General features: G+C 63.7%; 16 protein-coding genes. 15 read left to right on the forward strand and 1 reads right to left on the reverse strand.

Features of this window, described 5'->3' with window-relative positions; all coding sequences use genetic code 11:
• Positions 1-27: 27 nt before the first annotated feature.
• Positions 28-1,578 (reverse strand): acyl-CoA carboxylase subunit beta, encoded by a 1,551-nt coding sequence (locus tag Q7S20_09960; protein MDO8502155.1) that lies wholly within the window; start codon positions 1,576-1,578, stop codon positions 28-30.
• A gap of 185 nt (positions 1,579-1,763) precedes the next feature.
• On the opposite strand from Q7S20_09960, the gene Q7S20_09965 reads away from it, so the two are divergent.
• The 15 genes from Q7S20_09965 (at position 1,764) to Q7S20_10035 (ending at position 22,661) form a co-directional block, all read left to right on the forward strand.
• Positions 1,764-3,500 carry an AMP-binding protein gene (locus tag Q7S20_09965; GenBank protein MDO8502156.1) on the forward strand — a complete coding sequence of 579 codons (1,737 nt, stop codon included), beginning with the start codon at positions 1,764-1,766 and terminating at the stop codon, positions 3,498-3,500.
• Between the two features lie 12 nt (positions 3,501-3,512).
• Positions 3,513-5,153, forward strand: coding sequence for a phosphoglycerate dehydrogenase (serA, locus tag Q7S20_09970; GenBank protein MDO8502157.1), 1,641 nt, complete (start codon positions 3,513-3,515; stop codon positions 5,151-5,153).
• Positions 5,150-6,514, forward strand: coding sequence for an FAD-binding oxidoreductase (locus Q7S20_09975; GenBank protein ID MDO8502158.1), 1,365 nt, complete (start codon positions 5,150-5,152; stop codon positions 6,512-6,514). The genes serA and Q7S20_09975 overlap by 4 nt, the downstream gene beginning before the upstream one ends.
• Complete coding sequence (locus tag Q7S20_09980) at positions 6,511-7,200, forward strand: HAD-IB family phosphatase (protein ID MDO8502159.1); 690 nt, start codon at positions 6,511-6,513, stop codon at positions 7,198-7,200. Before Q7S20_09975 ends, Q7S20_09980 begins: the two co-directional genes overlap by 4 nt.
• A 76-nt stretch (positions 7,201-7,276) precedes the next feature.
• Positions 7,277-8,866: a TldD/PmbA family protein gene (locus Q7S20_09985; GenBank protein MDO8502160.1), complete on the forward strand. Its 1,590-nt coding sequence runs from the start codon at positions 7,277-7,279 to the stop codon at positions 8,864-8,866.
• A complete protein-coding gene (locus Q7S20_09990; GenBank protein ID MDO8502161.1) occupies positions 8,863-10,299 on the forward strand; it encodes a TldD/PmbA family protein in 1,437 nt (478 codons plus the stop codon). Before Q7S20_09985 ends, Q7S20_09990 begins: the two co-directional genes overlap by 4 nt.
• A 13-nt stretch (positions 10,300-10,312) precedes the next feature.
• Positions 10,313-11,017: a peptide-methionine (S)-S-oxide reductase MsrA gene (gene msrA / locus Q7S20_09995; protein MDO8502162.1), complete on the forward strand. Its 705-nt coding sequence runs from the start codon at positions 10,313-10,315 to the stop codon at positions 11,015-11,017.
• A gap of 10 nt (positions 11,018-11,027) precedes the next feature.
• Positions 11,028-11,525, forward strand: coding sequence for an SIMPL domain-containing protein (locus tag Q7S20_10000; GenBank protein ID MDO8502163.1), 498 nt, complete (start codon positions 11,028-11,030; stop codon positions 11,523-11,525).
• Between the two features lie 95 nt (positions 11,526-11,620).
• Positions 11,621-15,373: a carboxypeptidase regulatory-like domain-containing protein gene (locus Q7S20_10005; GenBank protein MDO8502164.1), complete on the forward strand. Its 3,753-nt coding sequence runs from the start codon at positions 11,621-11,623 to the stop codon at positions 15,371-15,373.
• Positions 15,374-15,420: 47 nt separating this feature from the next.
• Positions 15,421-16,737 (forward strand): hypothetical protein, encoded by a 1,317-nt coding sequence (locus Q7S20_10010; protein ID MDO8502165.1) that lies wholly within the window; start codon positions 15,421-15,423, stop codon positions 16,735-16,737.
• A 32-nt stretch (positions 16,738-16,769) separates the two neighbouring features.
• Positions 16,770-17,594, forward strand: coding sequence for a hypothetical protein (locus Q7S20_10015; GenBank protein ID MDO8502166.1), 825 nt, complete (start codon positions 16,770-16,772; stop codon positions 17,592-17,594).
• A gap of 70 nt (positions 17,595-17,664) precedes the next feature.
• Positions 17,665-17,949 (forward strand): hypothetical protein, encoded by a 285-nt coding sequence (locus tag Q7S20_10020; GenBank protein ID MDO8502167.1) that lies wholly within the window; start codon positions 17,665-17,667, stop codon positions 17,947-17,949.
• A complete protein-coding gene (locus Q7S20_10025) occupies positions 17,946-19,103 on the forward strand; it encodes a class I SAM-dependent methyltransferase (GenBank protein MDO8502168.1) in 1,158 nt (385 codons plus the stop codon). The genes Q7S20_10020 and Q7S20_10025 overlap by 4 nt, the downstream gene beginning before the upstream one ends.
• Before the next feature lie 79 nt (positions 19,104-19,182).
• Positions 19,183-22,302, forward strand: coding sequence for a hypothetical protein (locus tag Q7S20_10030; protein ID MDO8502169.1), 3,120 nt, complete (start codon positions 19,183-19,185; stop codon positions 22,300-22,302).
• Positions 22,299-22,661, forward strand: coding sequence for a hypothetical protein (locus tag Q7S20_10035; GenBank protein ID MDO8502170.1), 363 nt, complete (start codon positions 22,299-22,301; stop codon positions 22,659-22,661). The genes Q7S20_10030 and Q7S20_10035 overlap by 4 nt, the downstream gene beginning before the upstream one ends.
• Positions 22,662-22,682 lie beyond the last annotated feature (21 nt).

Here is a 22,682-nt window from a genome sequence, read left to right on the forward strand (position 1 = left end):
CGTCTGCCCGCAACTTCGTGCACACGATCAGAGCGGAATGTTGCCGTGTTTCTTCGGCGGGTTCCGATCGCGCTTGCCCTTGAGCGTATCCAGTGCGTCGATCAGCCGCGGCCGCGTGTCGCGAGGGTCAATGATATCGTCGAGGTAACCGCGGCCCGCCGCGATGTATGGATGCGCGAATTTCGCGCGGTACTCCTCGATCTTCTCGTCGGTCGCCTTCACCGCATCGCCACTCTCCGCGATCTCCTTCCGGAACAGTATCTCCACCGCTCCCTTCGGACCCATGACGGCAATCTCGGCCGTTGGCCATGCGACGTTGAAGTCACCCCTGATGTGCTTGGAGCTCATTACGTCATACGCCCCGCCGTACGCCTTGCGCGTGATCACGGTGAGCTTCGGCACCGTGGCCTCGCAATAGGCGTAGAGCAGCTTCGCGCCGTGCTTGATGATTCCGCCATGCTCCTGCGTCACTCCCGGGAGGAAGCCGGGCACATCCTCAAACGTCACGACGGGAATATTGAAGGCGTCGCAGAACCGTATGAAACGCGCGGCCTTCACCGATGCGTTGATGTCGAGCACGCCCGCGAGAACCGCCGGCTGATTGGCGACGATCCCCACGCTCGTCCCACCGAGATGGGCAAAGCCGCAGATGATGTTGGCAGCGTACTCCGGCTGAACCTCGTAGAACGTTCCGTCATCGATTACGCGGCGGATGACGTCGTGCATGTCGTACGGCTTGTTCGGATTGTCCGGCACGACGTCGAGGAGCGCTTCATCGCGCCGGTCGCGCGGATCGGACGAAGTGCCCCGCGGCGGATCGTCCACATTGTTCGAAGGGATGTAGTGAAAGAGATCGCGGATTGCCTGGATGCACGCGGGCTCGGAATCGTGCGCGAAATGTGCGACGCCCGACACCACCGAATGCGTGGTCGCGCCGCCCAGCTTCTCCATCGTCACATCTTCGTGCGTCACCGTTTTCACGACGTTCGGCCCCGTGACGAACATGTACGAGCTGCCGCGCACCATGTACGTGAAGTCAGTGATCGCCGGTGAATACACGGCTCCCCCTGCACATGGACCGAGAATGGCCGATATCTGGGGGACGACCCCCGACGCGAGAGTGTTCCGGAGAAATATCTCCGCGTAGCCGCCCAGGGAGACGACCCCTTCCTGAATGCGCGCCCCGCCGGAATCGTTGAGTCCAATCACCGGGGCGCCGTTCCGGATCGCAAGATCCATGATCTTGCAGATCTTCTCCGCGAACGCCTCGGACAGCGATCCGCCAAAGACCGTGAAGTCCTGGGAGAAGACGTAAACCAGACGGCCGTCAATTCTGCCGTGACCGGTGATCACCCCATCGCCGTAATAGCGCTCGTTCTCCAGACCGAAATCGTGCGAGCGGTGAACGACGAACCGGTCGAGCTCCGTGAAGCTTCCTTCATCGAGCAGGAGGTCGAGCCGCTCGCGCGCCGACAGCTTGCCCTTGGCGTGCTGCGCCTTGACGCGCTTCTCTCCTCCCCCCTGCTCCGCCTCGGCGCGCCGGCGCTCCAGCAGATCGAGTTTCTCCCGCATGGTCATAGGGGCGAAAAGCTAACGCCGCGTGGTGGGGTCATCTACCCTGCGCGGCAGATGAAGAAGCTCGCGGCGCTCATCGCCAGGGACTGACTACAGGCCCGGGCATTGCGGAACAAGCCGCACAGCGGGGGTAGGAATGCCCGGGCCATATTGCTCCCGGCCCCGCAGACAGTACATTCGGCATCCTGATGACTGCCCCGGTGACATCGGCGATCTGGCATGGGAACTACGACGAGGGCGTGCCGGACACGCTCGAGCCGTACCCCGATCGTACGCTGCTCGACTATCTGCGCGATACGGTCTCGGCGTGGCCTCACCGCACCGCGCTCCTGTTCAAGGGAGCGAAGATCACCTACGCCGAGCTGGAGAAATGGAGCGACAGGTTCGCCCGCGGACTTGCGTCGCTCGGGGTCGAACGGGGCGACAGGGTCGCAATCTGCCTTCCCAATTGCCCGCAGTTCATGATCGCCGAGCTCGGGGTATGGAAGGCCGGGGCCATCGCGTGTCCGGTGAATCCGATGTACACCGACCGCGAGCTCGAGGACGCGCTGAACGCCTCCGGTTCCACCACCGCCGTCGTCCTGAATCGCTTCCATGCGAAAATGAAGTCCGTCCAGCCGCGAACGCAGGTGCGGCGCGTGATTGCGACCGGGATAAAGGACTACCTGCCTCTCCACACGCGCATCGCTTACACGTTCCTTCGGGAGAAGAAGGACGGAGACCGCATCTCCCTGGGTTCGGGCGACGTCCGGTTCAGGCAGTTGATTCTTCGCCACAGCGTTGAGCCGCGTCTCGGGCCACCGCCGAAGCCGGAAGATCACTCGGTGATTCTCATGAGCGGGGGAACCACCGGCACGCCCAAGGGAGTTGTCGGAACGCACCGGGGAATGGTGATGGCGGGTCTTCAGCTTCGCGCATGGCTCAAGCCCGCGATGCATGAGTGGACGGACACGATCATGGTGCCGCTGCCTCTCTTTCACACTTACGCGAATACGGGCGTGCAGAGTCTCGCCTTCATCAATCACAACCCTCTCTCGCTCACTCCCAATCCGCGCGAGCTGCGCGACGTGCTTCAGGAGATCAACGACGTGCGGCCGGCATTCATCTGCGCCGTGCCGACGCTGCTCAACGCTCTGCTCAGCCATTCGATGACGCGAAGCGGCAAGGTTGACTGGAAGAGCGTCAAGCTCTGCTTCTCCGGCGCGGCCGCGCTCATGGCCGACACCAAGCAGCGGTTCGAGGAGCTCACCGGCGGGGTGATCGTCGAGGGCTATTCCCTGACCGAAGCCCAGATGGCTGTCGTCGCCAACCCCGTTCTCGGGCCGAAGAAGACGGGCTCCGTCGGGATGCCGCTGCCCGACGTGGAAGTGATCATAGTGGACTCCGACGATGGCAACGTTCGGCTGCCGCGCGGCGAGTTCGGCGAGATCGTGATGCGAGCGCCGCAGCTGATGGAGGGCTACTGGGGTCGCCCCGACGAAACCCGCGAGATGATCCGCCACTCCGAGTCGGGTGAGCGCCTCCTTTTCACAGGCGATCTCGGCTACGTGGACTCTGACGGATACCTGTTCATCGTTGACCGGAAGAAGGACCTCATCAAGACGAGCGGATACCAGGTCTGGCCGCGCGAGATCGAGGAAGTGATTTCATCGCACCCCGCAGTGCACGAGGTGGGAGTGGCGGGCCTGCCCGACAAGATGCGCGGCGAAAAAGCGAAGGCGTGGATCGTGCTCCACACCGACGCGACCGCGACCGAGGCGGAGATCAGGATTTGGTGCCGCGAGCGGCTGGCGGCGTACAAGGTGCCGGCGAAATACGAATTCGTCCGCGAGTTGCCCAAGACGCAGGTCGGAAAGGTTCTGCGCCGCGTTCTTCGCGATCAGGAAAGCGCGCGCTCGGAGGCGACACCCGCCAGGGAAGAGTAGCTTTGGCGGTGTATGGGAACTTTTCGACTGCTCGTCACCGACCAGATCGACCGCGATGGAGTCGATCTGCTCCGCGCCGAGAAGTCGTTCGTCGTGGACGAGATTCCGACCACGCCGGCCTCGGAGCTGCTGGAGCGTATCGGCGAGTATGATGCATTCGTCGGACGCAGCGCCACCCGCCTTCCCGCGGAGCTGCTGAAACGGGGCACGCGGCTCCGCGTCATCGGACGCGCCGGCGTAGGAACCGACAACATAGATATCCCCGCGGCGACGGCGCTGGGGATCGCCGTGATCAACGCGCCCGCCGGCAACACCGTCGCCGTCGCCGAGCTTTTCTTCGGCGCGCTGATCGGGCTCGTGCGCCATCTGCCGCGAGCCGCGGAATCCATGCGGCAGGGAAAATGGGACCGCAGCCAGCTGCTCGGGACCGAGCTCCGCGGACGCACCCTCGGCATCGTCGGCCTGGGACGCATAGGAGGCGAGGTCGCGACGCGGGGTCGCGCGTTCGCGATGGGCCTCATGTCATTCGATCCATACGTCACCGACGAGCGCTTCGATCTGCTTCGCGTAACGCGCGCGAAATCGCTCGATGATCTGTTGCGTTCGTGCGACGTGATCACGGTCCACACGCCGCTCACTCCCGAGACTTCGGGAATGATCGGCGACCGCGAGCTTCGCCTGCTTCGGCCCGGCGCGATCGTCGCGAATCTCGCGCGCGGCGGTATCATTGACGAAGCGGCGCTCGCATCAGCGGTCGACGATGGACGACTCGCCGGTGCGATACTCGACGTGTACAGGCACGAGCCGCTTGCCGCGGGCAGTCCTCTCCGGACTCTGAGCAACGTCCTGCTGACGCCTCACCTCGGCGCGTCCACCGCGGAGGGGCAGCGCAACGTCGCCGTTGACGTGTGCGCCGCGGTGCGGGATGCCCTGCTCGATGGAGAGCTCTCTCGCGCGATCAACGTCGTCGGCGGTCTCGACGGGCGCTGGGACGAAATCAGGCCGGCGCTCGTGCTCGTGCGTCGAATGGCTTCCATCGCGCGAGCCATTCTCGCCGACCGGGGGGCGCGCGCGGTGGACGCGATCTCGCTGAGGGTCGGACGCGGTTTCGCCGAAGCTGGCAATCTTCTCGTGGCAAGCGCCGCGGCGGGAGCACTCGACTCGATCATAGACGGAGTGCGGCTCAATCTTGTGAACTCGCGCGCCCTGGCGGAGGCCCGCGGGATCGAGCTCTCCGTGACGACCGCACTGGCCCACGAGCCCGACAACGGCGCGCAGGTCACGCTTCGGAGCGGAGCCGAGGAAATGCTCGTCGCCGGAATCGCTCCCGCCGGATTGGGGCCGCGCGTCACGCGCATTGACGGCTTCAGCGTGGACGTCACGCCGCGCCGCACTCTGCTCGTGCTCACCAACGCCGACGTGCCCGGAGTGATTGGACACGTCGGCACGCTGCTCGCCAACTCATCCGTCAACATCGCCGAGTATCACCAGGCGCGGCTCTCGGAAGGCGGTGACGCCCTGGCTGCCATCTCGGTGGATGGCGAGATCAGCCAATCGGTGCGACGAAAGCTGATGCAGCTTCCGGACGTGAAATCGGCAACTGTGATCGATTTCTCCAAGCTCGATCCCGCGGGGGAACAGGCGTGGTCGTGACGCGGGACGCCGATGTTCTCTTCGCCCACTCGCGCGACGCGTCGGGAATCGAGCTCGTTCCCGAGGGAGTCGCGCGGGCCTCGAGCGTTGACGACGTCGTGGAAGTCGTGCGATTCGCCGCCGGCACGGGAACGGCGGTGACTCCGGCCGGCTCACAGACCAGCATGACCGCAGCTTCGATTACCGATCACGGGCTGATTCTGTCGCTTGCTGCGATGACGCGCATCGCGGACGTGGATGTCGAGCGCCGCGTCGCGCGTGTGGAGCCGGGCGTTCGAATCGGGGATCTCAACCGCACTCTTGCCGAACACGGCCTGATGTTCGCGCCCGACCCGACGAGCGAGGAAGACGCGACGATCGGTGGCGCGATCGCCTGCAATGCCTCTGGAGCGCGCAGCCTGCACTATGGTCCGACGCGCAATCACGTCAATGCGCTGAGTATCGTACACGCCGACGGCGAGGTCGCCTGCTACTCGCGATTCCGTCCGGAGAAGAACGCCGTCGGATATGCGGCCGCGCAGGATCCGGTGGACTGGTTCGTGGGCAGCGAGGGGACACTCGGAATTGTGGTGGAAGCGGAGCTTTCACTGGTCAGGATCCCCTTCACTCCTATCGGCTTGGCGATTCCGTTCCGCACGGAGACTGCGGCTCTCGACTTCGTCGTCGCCGCTCGCTCCCGGGAATCGAGGCGAAGTCCCCGCTGCCTGGAGTTCTTCGATGCCGGCGCGCTCGCGATCGCCGCAGATTCGGCCGGGCTTCCCTGGACGGAATCGGCTTTGGCGCTCGTCTATCTCGAAGACGACGCAGGCCGCGATGGCGATGTGGACGAGGTGCTCGCTGCGTGGCTCCGCGTCGCCGAAGCGAACGACGCGCTGTCAGGCGACATCCGCGTGTACGAGGGCGCGCAGGCGCTCCGCGAAGCGCGCGTCATGCGACATGCGGTTCCCGCAACGATGAACGAGCGTGGCGCGAGGTTCAGACATCAGGGCGGAAGGAAGATCTCCACCGACTGGGCCGTGCACTACCGCAGACTTGGCGAAGCGCTTGCCGTGTCGCGCGAGGCGATCGAGAGGCACGGCGCGCCGTCGCCCGTCACGTACGGGCACGCCGGCAACGGTCACCCGCATCAGAACTTCATCGCCGAAGACGGCGAAGCGCTGAACCGGATTCAAGCAGCGATCGAGGAGACTCTCGTCTGTGTGGTCCGAATGGGAGGAACTGTCTCAGCGGAGCACGGGCTGGGAAAACTCAAGCGAAGATGGCTCGGCCTTCAGCTCGGCGCGCGGCAGATCGAGTTGATGAGAGCGATGAAGAACGTCCTCGATCCATCGGGGATGTTTTCGCCGGGGAACGTACTATGACCCCCGCGTCAGCGCCGCACTTTGCGACGGTGATTCTCGACGTGGACTCGACGCTGTGCGGCATCGAAGGCATTGACTGGCTTGCGGCGCGGCGTGGTCCCGCTGTGGCGAAGCGCGTAGCCGCCGAGACTGAGCGCGCAATGCGGGGCGACATTCCGCTCGAAGATGTGTATGCGGCGCGGTTATCACTCGTTCGGCCGCGCCGCGAGGATGTGGACGCGCTCGGACGCGCATACATCGAGACGCTGGCGCCGGGCGCTGTGTCGTCGGTCGCCGCGTGGCGGGCAAATGGGGTCTGCGTGATCCTGATGAGCAGCGCAATCCGGCATTCCATCCTTCGCGTGGCACAGCACATCGGACTTGGCGCCGACGATGTCCACGCGGTGGACGTCAGGTTCGACGCGATCGGCGCATATCTCGGATTCGACCGCTCGTCGCCACTCGCCACCGCAACCGGAAAGCGTGAGATGCTGTCCCACCTCGACCTGCCTCACCCGATGCTCGCCGTCGGGGACGGAAGCACCGATCTCATGATGCGCGGGGTCGCGGACGCGTTCGCCGCTTACACTGGATTCGTCTCCCGGCCCAGGGTGACGGAGAAAGCTGATTTCGTCGTGGCATCGTTCGACGACATCAGCTCGCTCGTCCTCAACAAAGCCCCGGCGCCGGGAGTATGGCTCCAGTAGAGCTGCGGATCGGGGTGACATTGACAGTCGGCCGTCCCGACCCGTACTCTAAGTCGTCTCCCTCCAACCCCCACAAATGCCCACGAATCGTCGCGATTTCGTCAAAGCCTCCGCGGCAATCGCCGCAGTCACCGGCGCACGGGCCGCCTTCGGACAGCCGATCACGGGCTTTCTGCCCAATCCACCATCCGACGCGATCGTGGATGATCTCGCGCTCGAAGCGCTCAACGCGGCTCAGGCCGCGGGCGCATCGTATGCCGACGTGCGAATCGGCCGCTATCGCCGGCAGTCCATCGCGACCCGCGAGCGCAACGTCACCGGCGTCAACGACAGCGAATCATATGGTATAGGCGTCCGCGCGCTCGTTCAGGGCTCGTGGGGATTTGCCTCGACCAGCACGATGACGAAGGAGGGAGTGGGCCGCGTCGCGCAGGAAGCGGTCCGACTTGCCAAAGCAGCGCGCGCGGTTCAAAAACGCGCCGTGGTGCTCGCGCCGGTCGCGCCCGTCAAAGGCACGTGGCGCACGCCAATCACTCGCGACCCGATTGACGTTCCGATCGAGGAGAAAGTGGCATTGCTCCTGGCGTCGAACGAGGCCGCGCTGAAGGTCGGCAAGGTGCGGTTCGTCAATTCCGGATTGCAGCTGCTTCGCGAGGAGAAGACGCTCGCAACCACCGACGGGACTCTCGTCACGCAGACGTACGTTCGAGTCGGGCCTTCGTTCTCCGCGACGGCGATCGGGGACGGTGATTTTCAGTCGTACACCGAGGAGCTCGCTCCGCGCGGCTCGGGATGGGAGTACATCGAGTCGCTCAACATGCCCGGCAATGCCGAGAGATGGGCATCGCTCGCCGCCGAAAAGCTGTCGGCAAAGTCGGTCGAAGTAGGCCGCTACGATCTGATCCTGGATCCCACCAATCTCTGGCTCACCATTCACGAGTCCATCGGCCATCCGACGGAGCTGGACCGCGCGATGGGCTACGAAGCCAACTACGCCGGCACGTCGTTCGTCGCTCCGCCTGAGAAATACATCGGCAAGTTCCGCTACGGCCGCGACTTCATGAACATCCAGGGCGACCGCATGCAGGAAGGATCGCTCTCGCGCACGGCGTGGGATGACGAAGGAGTGCCCGCCGACAAGTGGCTGATCGTCAAGAAGGGAATCTTCAACGACTACCAGACGACGCGCGAGCAGGCGGCGTGGATATCGCCGCTCACCGGCGTGAAGAAGTCGCACGGCTGCTCGTTCGCCGATTCGTGGTCGAGCGTGCAGTTCCAGCGCATGCCAAACGTATCGCTGCTTCCGGGCGACAAGGACATCGGACTCGACGACATCGTCGCCGCGACGGATCGCGGCATCCTCGTCAAGAACCGCGGCTCGTGGTCAATTGATCACCAGCGGTTCAACTTCCAGTTCTCCGGGCAGGTGTTCTACGAGGTGAAGAACGGCAAGATCGCCGGCATGCTCAAGGACGTCGCGTATCAGAGCCGCACCCCTGACTTCTGGAACAGCATGGACATGATCGGCGGGCCGAAGAGCTACTGGCTTGGCGGATCCTTCGGCGACGGAAAGGGCGAGCCGGGACAATCCAACTCCGTCAGTCACGGCTGCGTCCCCGCGCGGTTCCTTCAGGTCAACATCGTCAACACAGGGAGAAGCGCGTGAGGCCCCGCTCACTTTTCAGCTCGTCCGCGTCAGTGGAGAATCTTCTTTCGGCCGAGCAGGCAAAGGCGCTCGCTGATCGCGTCCTCGGAATGGCAAAGGCCGACGAGACGCGTGTAGCCATATCCAGCGACTGGAGCGGCAATACGCGATTCGCCGGCGGGGAGATCACGACCTCCGGCGAGAGCACGGACACGACGATCACCGTCGTCAGCACGATCGGCAAGCGCCGCGCTTCGGCCTCGACGAACGTTCTCGAGGACGCATCGCTCCACCGCACCGTGGACCTCGCGGAACGGCTGGCGAAACTATCTCCCGACGATCCGGAGATCATGCCCGAGCTGGGCGCGCAGACCTACGCGCTGGTTCGCGGATTCATTGACATGACCGCGAACCTTGGCGGCGATGCGCGCGCGGTGGCGGCAAAGCGTGTGATAGATACGGCCGCTCAGACTGGTCGCGCAGCCGGTGACGTGTTCGTCGCCGGATTTCTCGAGGCCAACGCGACGGCGCGCGCACTTGCCAATAATCGGGGGCTCTTCGCGTACCACCGCTCGACGGACGCCAATCTCTCGACGACCGTGCGCACGCCTGACGGGACCGGTTCCGGCTGGGCTTCGGCGGGCGCGCGCAACTGGGGCGCGATCGACCCTGCCGCTCTCGGTGCCCGCGCGGCGGAGAAGGCGGTCGCTTCGCGGAATCCGACGGCAATCGAGCCAGGCATGTACACCGTCGTTCTCGAGCCGCAGGCAGTCGCCGATCTCGTCCCGCAACTCGGCGGCGCGTTCAACGGTCGTTCCGCCGACGAAGGACGGAGTCCGTTCTCCAAGCGCGGCGGCGGAACGAAGCTCGGCGAGAAGATCGCCGACGAGCGTGTCACGCTGTACTCGGACCCCACTGACTCGGATCTGCTCACGACGCCGTTCGACGGCGAGGGATTCCCGCTCCAGCGGCGCGTCTGGATCGAGAATGGAATTCTCAAGAACCTCACCTACTCACGGTACTGGGCGCAGAAGCAGGGCGTCCAACCCACGGGCGGCGGTGGTGGAGGCGGTGGTGGAGGCGGTGGTGGTGGAGGCGGAGGAGGTTTCGGCGGCGGATTCCCCGGCGGGCTCAAGATGGCCGGTGGCAACAAGTCGCTCGACGAGCTGATCGCCGGCACTCAGCGCGGAATTCTCGTCACGCATTTCTTCTACATCCGGTCGCTCGACCAGAGGACCGTGATGCTCACCGGACTGACGCGCGATGGCACGTTCCTTATCGAGAACGGAAAGATCACGCGCAGTCTCAAGAACTTCCGCTGGAACGAGAGCCCGCTGTTCATGCTCAGCAAGATCGAGGAAATCGGACGCGCCGAGCCGACGTCCGCCGGGCAGGTCATGCCAGGCATCCGCGCGAAAGACTTCAACTTCACTTCGCTGTCGGACGCGGTGTAGCGGTCGCGTCGCCATGAACAGCCCAGTCGCCCGAATCGCACTCGCAGTGCTCGTGATTCCCGTCGCGTTTGTCGCTCTATCCAGCCGATCCGGGTCCGCCCTGGCGGCTGCGCCATCGTCCGTGCCCGCCCCTGCGGTGGACAACGCACTCGCCAGCGCGCCCGGACAGGAGACGGCCATTTTCGCCGGCGGATGCTTCTGGGGAATCCAGGCCGTATTCCAACATGTGAAGGGAGTGAAGTCGGCGGTGTCGGGTTACGCGGGCGGTCACACCGCATCTCCTTCATATGAAGAGGTGAGCTCAGGCGCGACCGGGCATGCGGAGTCGGTGAGAGTAGTCTTCGATCCATCGAAGGTGTCGTACGGCCAGCTTCTTCGAGTGTTCTTCGCCGTCGCGCACGATGCGACGCAGCTCAACCGCCAGGGTCCGGACGTCGGTACTCAGTACCGGTCCGAGATCTTCTACACGAACGAAGCGCAGAAGAAGATAGCGGTGGCCTACATCGAACAGCTTGGCAGGGCGAACGTTTTCAGCAGGCCCATCGTGACGAAGATCTCCGCCATCGGCACGTTCACAGTCGCCGAGGATTACCACCAGAATTACGCCACGCTTCACCCCAACGATCTGTACATCAGGATCAATGACGCGCCAAAGGTCGAGAGCCTGAAGAAGGACCTCAGCCAGCTCTACAAGAGCGACTTGTCGAGCTGGAAGTAGCAGGGAACCTGTGACAAGGGAGCTCAGCGTGAGTGGCGATCGCGACATCGCACGTCCATTGATTCTCGCCGCGGGGATGGCCCTCGCCGGATTGTTGATTGGTGGCGGCTTCGCCAAGGCGCGGTCGGCCGACCGGTTCGTAACGGTGAAAGGAATCTCCGAGCGCGAGGTTCAGGCCGACCTCGCGATCTGGCCGCTTCGAGTCGTCGCCGCAAGCGACGACCTCGCGGTCGCGAACGCGCAGCTCCAGTCGAGTCTCGGGAAGATCCGCACATTCCTCTCCGCCAATCAGATAGATGCGTCGCAGGCGCAGCTGCAGGATTTCTCCGTCACCGACGCGCAGACCAACCAGTACTCCGGTGGGAGCAGCATCGGCGGGATTCGGCGGGCCAGCCAGGGAATATTCGAGATCCTTCCTCGCGATCAGGCGGAGGGAATCACCGAGGCGAGCCAGATCGTGAAGACCGTGCGGGTGGTATCCACGATTGATTACGCCTTGAGCAAATAACGCGTCGCGCATAATCGCGCTCCCGCTGCCGTCGGAGGCGGTAAACCCTCCCCCAGGGCCTCCGAGTCTAAAAGGCGGCAACTTTAACGAGATCCATGACAATTCGTCGATTCTTGTTCGTCGTCGCAGCCGCGTTGATCCCGATGGTGCCCCCAAATGACGCAAATGCACAGCAGGCAGATGTAATCCGCGGCCGCGTGACGGGTCCGGACAGCGCGGCAATCGAGAACGTCGTCGTAACGGTGACCTCGATCTCCGGCAATGTCAGCCGGACCGCACGGACGGACCGCAGCGGACGCTTCACGATCACATTCCCCGGCGGCGAAGGCGACTACATGGTGTCCTTCGCAGCGCTCGGCTACGCCGCCAGACGATTCGAGGTCAAGCGCTCCGCGGACGAGGAGATTCTCGTCGCAGATACGAAGCTCTCCCGCGTAGGCGCGATCCTCGACCCGGTCATGGTCACGGCCGAGCGCCAGAAGGTGCAGCGGAATGACGCTCCTCCCGACGTCAGCGGAACCGAGCGACCCCTCAGCAACTCCGCGGTTCCGGCCAACCTCATGGGCGATCTGGCGGCGATGGCTGCCTCGCTCCCGGGCGTGCAGTCCGTCCCTGGCCAGGATGGAGCTGCCGACGGATATTCCGTCCTCGGACTCGGCGCCGATCAGAACAACACGACGCTCAACGGAATGCAGTTTGGCGGATCGAGCCTGCCGCGCGATGCGTCGGTAGCGAGCTCGGTCATCACGTCGCCGTACGACGTGTCGCGCGGCGGATTCAGCGGCGCGCAGATGTCGCTGCGCACGCGATCGGGGTCGAATTTCCTCACTCGCGGCATGAGTCTGAACGTGGATGCTCCCCAGATGCAGTGGAGCGATCGCGCGGCACAGTCTCTTGGGCAGAAATATTCGAATGTGTCGCTCGGCGGCACCGTGTCGGGCCCGCTCAAGTACGACAAGGCGTTCTACAACGTCGCATATCAGCTCGGCCGGCGGGCGAACAATCTGCAGACATTGCTCAATACGGATTCTCGCGGACTGCAGGCCGTTGGTGTGTCCTCCGATTCGGTGGCGCGCCTCATCTCGATTCTGAACGGAGAGAGAGTTCCGCTCACCACCGACGCCATCCCCGGCGATCGTGTCGGCGATCAAGGCTCGCTGTTCGGCAGCTTCGATTTCGCGCCGCCGTCTTCCACCACCGGACAGGCTCTCAACCTCTCGTTCAACGGAAACTGGAACCGGCAGAGTCCTTCGTCGGGTTTCGCCACCGAGTTGCCGGCGCACAGCGGAGATCGGACGACCTGGCGGGGCGGAGTGCAGGCGCGCCAGAACATGTATGTTCGCGGACTGCTCAGCGAGACGTCGCTCGGCTACAGCGCATCGAGGAGCTGGGCCAATCCGTATCTCGACATGCCGACGGGGGCGGTTCGCGTGAACTCCTCGTTCGATGACGGAGCGAGCGGCGTTCAGAATCTCGTCTTCGGCGGGAATCAGGCGATGAACAGCACGCAGACGACCGGCTCGGCTGCCCTGCTGAATCAACTGTCGTGGTTCAGCACCAATAACAAGCATCGCGTGAAGCTCACCAGCGAGCTCCGCAGGGACGGCACGGTGCAGGAGCAGGCGTCCAATCTGCTCGGGACGTTCTCGTTCAACTCGCTCGCCGATCTCCAGGCGGCACGGCCGGTGTCATTCACGCGACAGCTCGGATCCCGCGAGCGCGATGTAAGCCAGCTCGTCGCTGGCCTCTCCCTTGGCGACTCGTGGAGACGCACCGACAATCTTCAGATTCAGTACGGCCTCCGCGTGGATGGAAATCGCTTTCTCGCCGACCCCGCACTCAACCCGGGTGTCGAATCCGTTTTCGGCGTCCGCAACGATCCGGTGCCAGGCAGGCTCTACGTGAGCCCCCGCATGGGTTTCTCGTGGAGCTATGGGCGGGCTCCGCAGATTGCGGGCTTCGAAGGCGCGGCGCGCGGGCCTCGCGCCGTCGTGAGAGGTGGAATCGGTGTCTTCCGGAACACGCCATCGGCAAATCTCGTTGGCGTCGCGCTCGACAACACCGGGCTCGCAAGCGGCGTGCAGCAGATCACATGCATCGGCATGGCCGCTCCGGTTCCGGACTGGAACGCATACGCCGCAAATACCGCATCAGTTCCGGCGCGATGCGCCGATGGCTCGACCGGCAGCGTGTTCTCCAGCGGAGCGCCGAACGTGACTCTGTTCGCGAACGATTTCTCCGCTCCCAGAAGCGTGCGGTCGAATCTTCAGTGGAGTGGTCCGGTGCTGGGAAACCGATTCTCCGCGCAACTGGAGGGTACGTACTCGCTCAACCTGAATCAGTCGGGCCCCATGGATCTCAACTTCAATCCGGTCACCCGCTTCACTCTCGCCGGCGAGGACAATCGCCCCGTTTTCGTGCAGCCGACGAGCATCTTTCCGGCGACCGGCGTCGCTTCGCCGCTCGACGCGCGCTTGAGCCAGAGCTTCTCGCGCGTCACACAGCTCACCTCCGATCTCGAGTCGCAGAGCCGGCAGGTGAGCCTCAGACTCTCGCCCAATACGTTCAGCACGAACCTGAGCTGGAGTCTCTCCTACGTCTATTCAAACGTGCGCGAGCAGTTCCGCGGCTTCTCGAGCACCGTCAGCAATCCGCTGGCTGTCGAGTGGGGACGCTCGTCGTTCGATTCGCGAAACCAGCTCGTGTACAACGTCGGATACAACTTCTTCGACTTCGTGCGCGTGAACTGGTTCGGCCAGTTCCGCTCCGGATCGCCGTACACGCCGATGGTCGCCGGCGACATCAACGGAGACGGGTACGCCAACGATCGCGCGTTTATCCCGAGTCTCTCCGATTCGGACCCCGCACTCGTCAGCTCGGTGAAATCGTTGCTGGACAACACATCAGCCGAAGCCCGCAGCTGTCTCCGGAAGCAGCTCGGCACTCTTGCCGGGCGCAACAGCTGTCAGGGCCCGTGGTTCTCGTCGGCGTCCATGTCGGTGTCGTTCAATCCGCTGAAGGTGCGGATGCCACAGCGCGCCACGCTCTCGTTCCAGCTTTCGAATCCTCTCGGCGCCGCCGATCTGATCACGCACGGCTCGAGCAACCTGCGCGGATGGGGACAGCCGTCGTTACCCGACCAGCAGCTGCTGTACGTGCGCGGCTTCGATCCTCAGACCCGCCGCTACAAGTACGAAGTGAACCAGCGCTTCGGGTCCACTAATCAGGGCGTTGGATCGTTCCGCCTCCCGGTGACGCTGACCGCGATGATGCGGTTCGACGTTGGCCCGACGCGAGAGCGGCAGATGCTGACCCAGCAGCTCGACCGCGGACGCCGAACGGAGGGAACCAGGGCGCCCGAGATGATGCTCAAGGCGATCTACGGCAACGGCGGCATCCCCAATCCGCTGGCGACGATTCTTCGCCAGCAGGATTCGCTGCGCCTTAGCGGTCCGCAGGCCGACAGTCTCGCGACGCTGAATCGTATCTACACGATTCGCAACGACGCTCTCTGGTCGCCACTCACGAAGTATTTTGCGGAGCTGCCCAACGGCTATGACAAGGATGAGGCATACGATCGCTACATGAGCGCGAGAAAGGCGACGATCGATCTGCTCGCCAGGCTCGCGCCGGGCATCAAGGGCCTTCTCACTGCCGAACAGCGCCGCAAGCTTCCGCCCTTCATCGCCAGCTATCTCGAACCGCGATACCTCGCGTCGATCCGCTCCGGTACCGCCGGCTTTACCGGAAGCTCAATGTTCGGCGCGGGAGCACCCGTCATGATGAGCAGCGACATGATGGTGCCGGGGATGGGCGGTGGAACACAGACCATCATCATCCACCGTTGATCGGCGTCAGGACATGCCGGCAAATCTCAACCTTCAATAGCAGAGCCATGAATCTTCGCATCCGCATCACGTCAGTCGCCTTCCTCGCGGCATCCGCGACCGTGGCCGGCGCGCAGCAGCGGCCACCCGTGCGACAGCTCGGCGCGGTCGTCGCCAAGTCCACCGAGACCTTCGTGAACGCCGCGAGCGTTCGAGCGCTGTCGAACGGAAGCGTGCTCGTCAACGACGTCGGCGGACGCAGGGTCCTTCTCTTCAACCCTGCATTGAGCAGCTTCACGGTCATCGCCGACTCGACGAGCGCCACTGCGAATGCCTATGCCGGAAGAACCGGATCGCTTATCGCTTACCGCGGCGACTCGAGTCTCTTCATAGACCCCACTTCCGTTTCGATGCTCGTGATAGACGCCGCCGGGAAAGTGGCTCGGGTGATGGCGATACCCCGCGCAGAGGACGCGCTGATGATCGGCGGCACGCTCGGCAACTCGGCATTCGACGCGTCGGGTCGCCTCGTGTATCGCGCCGGCGCACGATTCCAGATGGTCGGCAGAGGGGCTGGCGGTCCCGGCGGATTCACCATGCCCGATCCGCCGGACTCCGCTCTCATCCTTCGCGTTGACCTCACGACGCGGCACCTCGACACACTTGGATTCATCAGAACGCCGAAGATCAAGCTCGACGTGAAGCGCGACGATCGCGGCAACATCAGCGTCCAGTCCATGATCAACCCGCTGCCTGTCGTGGATGACTGGGCTGTGACGTCCGATGGTGCCGTCGCGTTCGTGAGAGGGCGCGACTATCACGTGGACTGGGTGAACTCCGACGGATCGAAAACGTCATCTGCGAAGATTCCATTCGATTGGCAGCGCATGACCGACGAGGACAAGATCGCTTTCATAGACTCGCTCAAGGCGGCGAGAGAGCGCCTCGGAGCCAATGCACCCGTCCCAACCGGAGGCGGGGCTCCTCCAGGCGCGGGCGGCGGCACTCCGCAGGTGATGATCTTCGCGGGGCCGGGCGGTCCGGGAGGCGGGCCCGGCGCAGGCGGTGGTTTGCGCACCGGGCCGAATGGCGCACTTCAGCCGCCCAGCTTCGTTCCGGCGAACGAGCTGCCCGACTACAAGCCGCCATTCTTCGCCGGCTCGACGCGCGCCGATACCGATGGCAACCTCTGGATCCGCACGATTCCCACCTCCGCGATCGCCGGGGGACCGGTGTATGATGTCGTCAATCGAACAGGAGAGATCGTCGAACGCGTGCAGATCCCGGTGGGTCGCAGTATCGTCGGCTTTGGACCAGGCGGCGCCGTCTATCTGCTGAACCGCGACGGTACGACGACGACACTGGAGAAGGCCACCGTTCGGTAGATACCTTTAGCGAACCCATAGATAAGGAATTCGTGCGGAGAAGTATTCGCGCGATCGCGGCCATCCCGCTCTTCGCGCTCGTTGCGCATCCCATGGGCGCGCAGCTTCGTCCACTCGAGCCGATCAATTGGCGGCTCCTTCGGGGCGGAGCCACGGTCGCGGGCGAAGCCGGCTTCTCGAGACTGAGTGACCAGCGCGCATCGCTCGCCGGCACGAGCGGTGACCTGTGGGAAGTCGGCAACATTTCCCTCGCCTGGCGAACCGGCCGAGTCGTTGTAGAGGTGGCAGGCACGGCGCAAAGATTTTTTCGTGAACGGAGCCGGTTCGAGGAGCCGTATCCCGATGTCGAGCCCGCCAATGACGACAGGCGTCACGACTCGGGGGATTTCCGCATCTCGACGACCATCCGGCTCACGCCCGAGGAATGGCCGGTGCGCAGCGCCGTTCGCTTCGGCACGAGGCTGCCGAGCACCGACAACACGACCGGCCTCGATCGCGATGCGGTCGATTTCTTCGCGACCGTAGGGGCGTCAACGTTGCGTGGAGGGCTGGCATTCGACAGCGAAGCCGGCATCGGAATTCATTCCTCCCGGGAGCAGAGCTTCGAGCAGGACGATCTGCTGCTCTATGCTTCGCGCGCCGAATACCGCGGATGGCACATCGCTCCTTCCATCGCGATTCTCGGCCAGCTTCACGGGACGACGCACGCCGCGATTCGGGGGGTTGAAAATCTGGGAGAGCTGCGGATCGGACTGCGCGCCGGCGGGCGTCGGTGGATCCGCGCAGAATTTGTGAAGGGATACGAAATTGTTTCCCCCTCGTCCGGCGTCATTGTGACTGGCGGGATCGCGCACTAGGCGAGAGCTTGAAGTGAAGAACATGTATGAAGAACATGTAACCTCGCGCGCTTGAGTAAAGGAGGATTGATTGATGCAGCAGGAGACTCCCGCCGTTCCCGTCGCGCCGACGCTCGAGACTCTGGAAGACACGCGCGAGCAGTTGTCGGGCCGCCTTGAACAGCCATCGGTCACTGGCGCCGACCGCAGGGGACTCGAGCAGCGAATCAATTCGCTCGACGGAAGGATTACCGTGCTCGACAAGCAGATCGCCGACGCAGACGCCCTCGTTCGCTTCCTTGCCCGGTTTGCTAGTATTTTTTGCTGTCGAAGGAGCGAATCGCGGGTCGTCACTCAGGGAGCCTCCACAGTATGAGTTCCGGAATCGATCGCGTCGCATCGAAATTCAAGAAGAGATATCGCGAATATTTCGGCGGTACGGCGGGACCGGCTTTCGCGATAAAGGGACCGGATGGCAGCCGCCATGTCTTCGGAAGCGGTGAGCCGGAGTTCACGCTCATCGCCTCCGACAAGAGGTCGCTCGACGCGATGGCGACGCTGGATGCGCTCGTCATCGCAGAGTCCTACCTCAACGGCGGAATCGAGATCGAAGGCAACATCGAGCCCGTGCTGGCGCACCGCAATTTCTTTATGGACGCGCATCCGATGGTGACGGCCTGGCACATGTTCTGGCCGAAGATCCACGGCCAGGAGCGGACTGACGCCGAGCACATCTCTCATCACTACGACATTGACGCCGATTTCTTTCTCTCGTTCCTCGACAAGCGACACCGCTGCTACTCCCACGGCATCTTCGAGTGCGACGATGAGTCACTCGAGGACGGCATCACGCGCAAGCTGCAGTTCTCGCTGGATTCGGTCGAAGCGCGGCCCGGCTATCGAATTCTCGACGTCGGTGGAGGATGGGGCGCGTTTACCGAATTTGCCGGGAAGAAGGACATGCAGGTTACGTCACTCACCATTTCGCGTGAGTCCGAGAAGTTCCTGAACGACCTGATCGCCCGCGAAAAGCTTCCCTGCCAGGTGAAGTACCAGCATCTGCACGAGCATCACCCCGACAAACCGTACGACGCCATCTGCATTCTCGGCGTGACCGAGCACCTTCCGGACTACGACAAGACACTCGGACTTTATCGCTCAATGCTCAAGCCGGGCGGCAAGGTCTATCTCGACGCCAGCGCGAAGAGAAAGAAGTACGACATATCCAGCTTCCTCCGGAGGCACATCTACCCGGGCAATGGCTCGCCGATGTGTCTGCACGACTACTTACGGGCCGTTTCGGAGTCTCCGTTCCAGCTCGAAGGCGTCCACGACGACCGCCACAGTTACGCCCTGACGGCGAAGCATTGGGCGGAACGGTTCGACGCCGCGCGAGAAGAGATCGAACGCCGGTGGGGACGCGCGCAGTACAGGAAATTCCGACTGTTCCTCTGGGGCTGCTACGATGGTTTCAAGCGCGATGACATCCAGGCATATCGCGTGGTCCTCCAGCTTCCCTCAGTCGCCTGACCTGACCAGCAGGACCTCGTTGTCACCGCCGCCTGCCCCAGGAAGGCGGCGGCATGCCGATTTATCCCCGAGGATTGAAATGATGCATCTGCGTTCCCTGTCTTTGATCCTCGCCTTGCCTGTCACCGCAGCCGCGCAGACCGGCAGCACGCGCGCGGTTGCGTCGCGGAATCCGGGAGCCGTCACGACACTCGACACGGCGCGGCTTCGCGGCCTTCGGTATCGCATGATCGGACCCGCGCGTGGCGGCCGCGTCACGACTGTTACCGGCATAGCGCAACGGCCGATGACTTTCTATATGGGCACCACTGGCGGCGGCGTCTGGAAGACCGTCAACGCCGGGCAATCGTGGACGAATGTATCCGACGGATACTTCGAAGCTGCATCCACGGGCTCGATAGACGTCGCCGATTCGAATCCGGACATCGTCTACGCCGGCACCGGTTCGGATGGAATCCGCAGCAACGTTTCCATCGGCAAGGGCGTGTACAAGTCCGTGGATGCGGGTCGCACCTGGTCGCATGTCGGCCTGCGCGACGCGGGCCAGATCGCTTCGATCGTGGTTCATCCGGGTAATCCCGACATCGTCTACGTGGCAGCCCTTGGCGATCCGTTCAAACCAACTCCGGATCGCGGCGTCTATCGAACTCGCGACGGAGGACGCAACTGGCAGAAGGTCCTCTTCGTTTCCGACTCGACCGGGGCCGTGGACCTCGAGCTTCAGCCAGGTAAATCCGATGTCGTGTACGCAGCGATGTGGCGCGCGGAGCGCAAACCGTGGACGATCATCAGCGGAGCTCGCGAAGGCGGCGTGTATCGCAGCGCCGACGGGGGCGACAACTGGAGCCGGCTCTCGGGCGGACTTCCCGCGGGCCTCGTCGGAAAGTCCGACTTCGCGGTATCTCCCGCAAAGCCGGACCGCCTCTATGTGCTCATCGAGGCAAAGCCCGGCGGCGGCCTCTATCGCTCCGACGATGCGGGACGCTCGTTCATCGCGGTTGACACGACGACGCGCGGCCTGATCACCCGTCCGTTCTATTACACCAACATTGACGCAGATCCGACCAACAGCGACATCGTATATGTCGGTACCGAGGACTTCTACAAGAGCACGGACGCGGGAAAGACGTGGGCGACGATGTCCACGCCACACGGGGACAACCACGACATGTGGATCAACCCCGCCAATCCGTCCATCATGATCCAGTCCAACGATGGCGGTGCGAACGTCTCGCTCGATAGCGGCCGCAGCTGGTCCACGCAGTACAATCAGCCGACCGCCGAGATTTACCAGATCTACACGGACAACCAGTTTCCGTATCGGGTCTATGGAGCGCAGCAGGACAACACGACGCTCATCGTGCCAGGTCTTCCCGTGACTGATTCGCTTCCCGATGATCCGATTCAGAGCTGGCGCACCGGACCCGGATGCGAGACCGGTCCCATCTTCCCGCATCTGACGAATCCCGACACGGTCTATGGGTCGTGCAAAGGACAGTTCTCACGCCTGTCGCTCCGCACCGGACAGGAGAAGCGATACTGGGTCGGCGCGCAGTCCATCTACGGCATGCCGGGAAAGGACCTCATCTACAGGTTCCAGCGCGTCTCCCCAATGGAATACTCGCCGCACGACGCGACGACGCTCTACTACGGATCGCAGTACGTCCACCGCACGCGCGACGAAGGCGTGACGTGGGAGCGCATATCCCCCGATCTCACCTGGAACCCGCCGGAGCGGCAGCAGAAAGTCTCCGGCGAGCCGATCACGATTGACGTGACGGGAGAGGAATTCTACAGCACGCTCTATGCGATTCGTGAATCGCCCCTCCGCGCGGGGGTTATCTGGACGGGAGCCAATGACGGACCGTTTCACGTGACCCGCGACGGCGGCAGAACGTGGAAGAAGATCACTCCGGCCGGTCAGCCGCAGGGATGCCGCGTGCAGAACATCGAGCCGTCTCCGCATCGTGCCGGCTCCGCGTACTATGCGGTGCTCTGCTACCTGCTGGGCAATTTCCGTCCCTTCGCCTGGCGCACCGACGATTTTGGCGCGTCGTGGACGCTGCTGACAACGGGAGCGAACGGCATTCCGCCGGATCATCCCGTTCGCGTAGTTCGCGAGGACCCGGTGCGCCAAGGCCTGCTATACGCGGGTACGGAGTTCGGCGCGTTCGTATCGTTTGACAACGGAGCGAAATGGCATTCGCTCCAGCTCAATCTTCCGGCGACGCCGATCACGGACATGAAAGTCCAGCGCGGTGACCTCGTTCTGTCCACTCAGGGCCGCTCGTTCTGGATTCTTGACGACCTCGAGCCACTGCGTCAGCTGGCCGATGGAGTCGCCTCGCGCGCCGCCCATCTCTTCGCGCCACGTGAGTCTTACCGCCTCCGGTACAATGCGGGATTCGGCGGAGCGGAATCGAACCGGATGTCCAGCGGCGATCCGCAGTATCCGCAGGCAGGGGCCATGATCGACTACTGGCTTTCGCCGAATTCAGGAGCTGTGACCATGGAAATCGTCGCACCGGACGGGAAGATCGTCAGACGGCTGTCGAGCGAATCCGCTGCGGACTCCCAATCGCGACAGGCATCCGCGCAATCGCCGGTGCAAACTCCGGACGAGCTCGCCGCCCTTGGCGCGCAAAGACTCACTCGCCTGAGCGGTCTCAACCGGATCATATGGGACATGCGGTATGCCGGTCCGTGGGACGTGAACACGAGGCGAAGCGGTCGCGATGGCCCCGTTGCCGCGCCGGGCACATACACCGTGCGACTCTCGGCGAACGGGATCATCGAGTCGCAACGGCTCGTCCTTCGCCCGGACCCGCGGGTCGTGAAGGATGGAGTGTCGCGCGATATCATGCGTGGGCAGCTGGCGCACAACCTTCGCGTGCGCGACCTGGTTAGCGACGCCAATCGCGCTGCCGCGGATCTCGCGCTGGCAAAGAAGAATGCGGAGGCCATACCTGCGGGAAGCGATGCCCGCAAAGCGGTGGATGCTGTCGAGCGAATTCTGCTCACTCCGCCCGTGCGCTACAGCCGGCCCGGTCTTCAGTCGCAGATCCAGTATCTGTACAAAGCGGCACTCTCCGCCGATCAGAGGGTCGGTCGCGACGCCGTGGTGCGGTACACCGAACTTCGCCGGCAGCTCGACACGGTTCTCGTGGAGATGAGAAAGTTGTCTGTGAGCAAGCCATGACTGCCGACACGCTGAGGAACGACCCCGGAAACGCGCTCACCGCGCTCGCCGGCAGTGCGCGCCGCGCGCCCAACGGGTGGCTCGTCGGCGCCGAATCTATCGGACTCGCCGCAGCGCTCGCGGTATGGATCTGGACGCCGGATCGGTGGGCGCTGGCCCTCCCTTTCCTCGCGCTGAGCGCCTACGGATTATGGGGAGTGGTCGAGCACGTATTGCAGGAAGGACGGCGCAGCCTGCCCGGACCGGTGCGGATGACCCTGGTGGCGATCCGGTTTCTCATCAGTGCCGTGGGAGTAGCGGCGGCGGCGGCCGCCGGTTACGCGGTCGTGGGTGCCGCGATCGGGACGGTCATTTCGTAATCTCGATCACGCCGCTGGCCG

The sequence above is a fragment of the Gemmatimonadaceae bacterium genome (assembly GCA_030647905.1).
Lineage (GTDB): Bacteria > Gemmatimonadota > Gemmatimonadetes > Gemmatimonadales > Gemmatimonadaceae > UBA4720.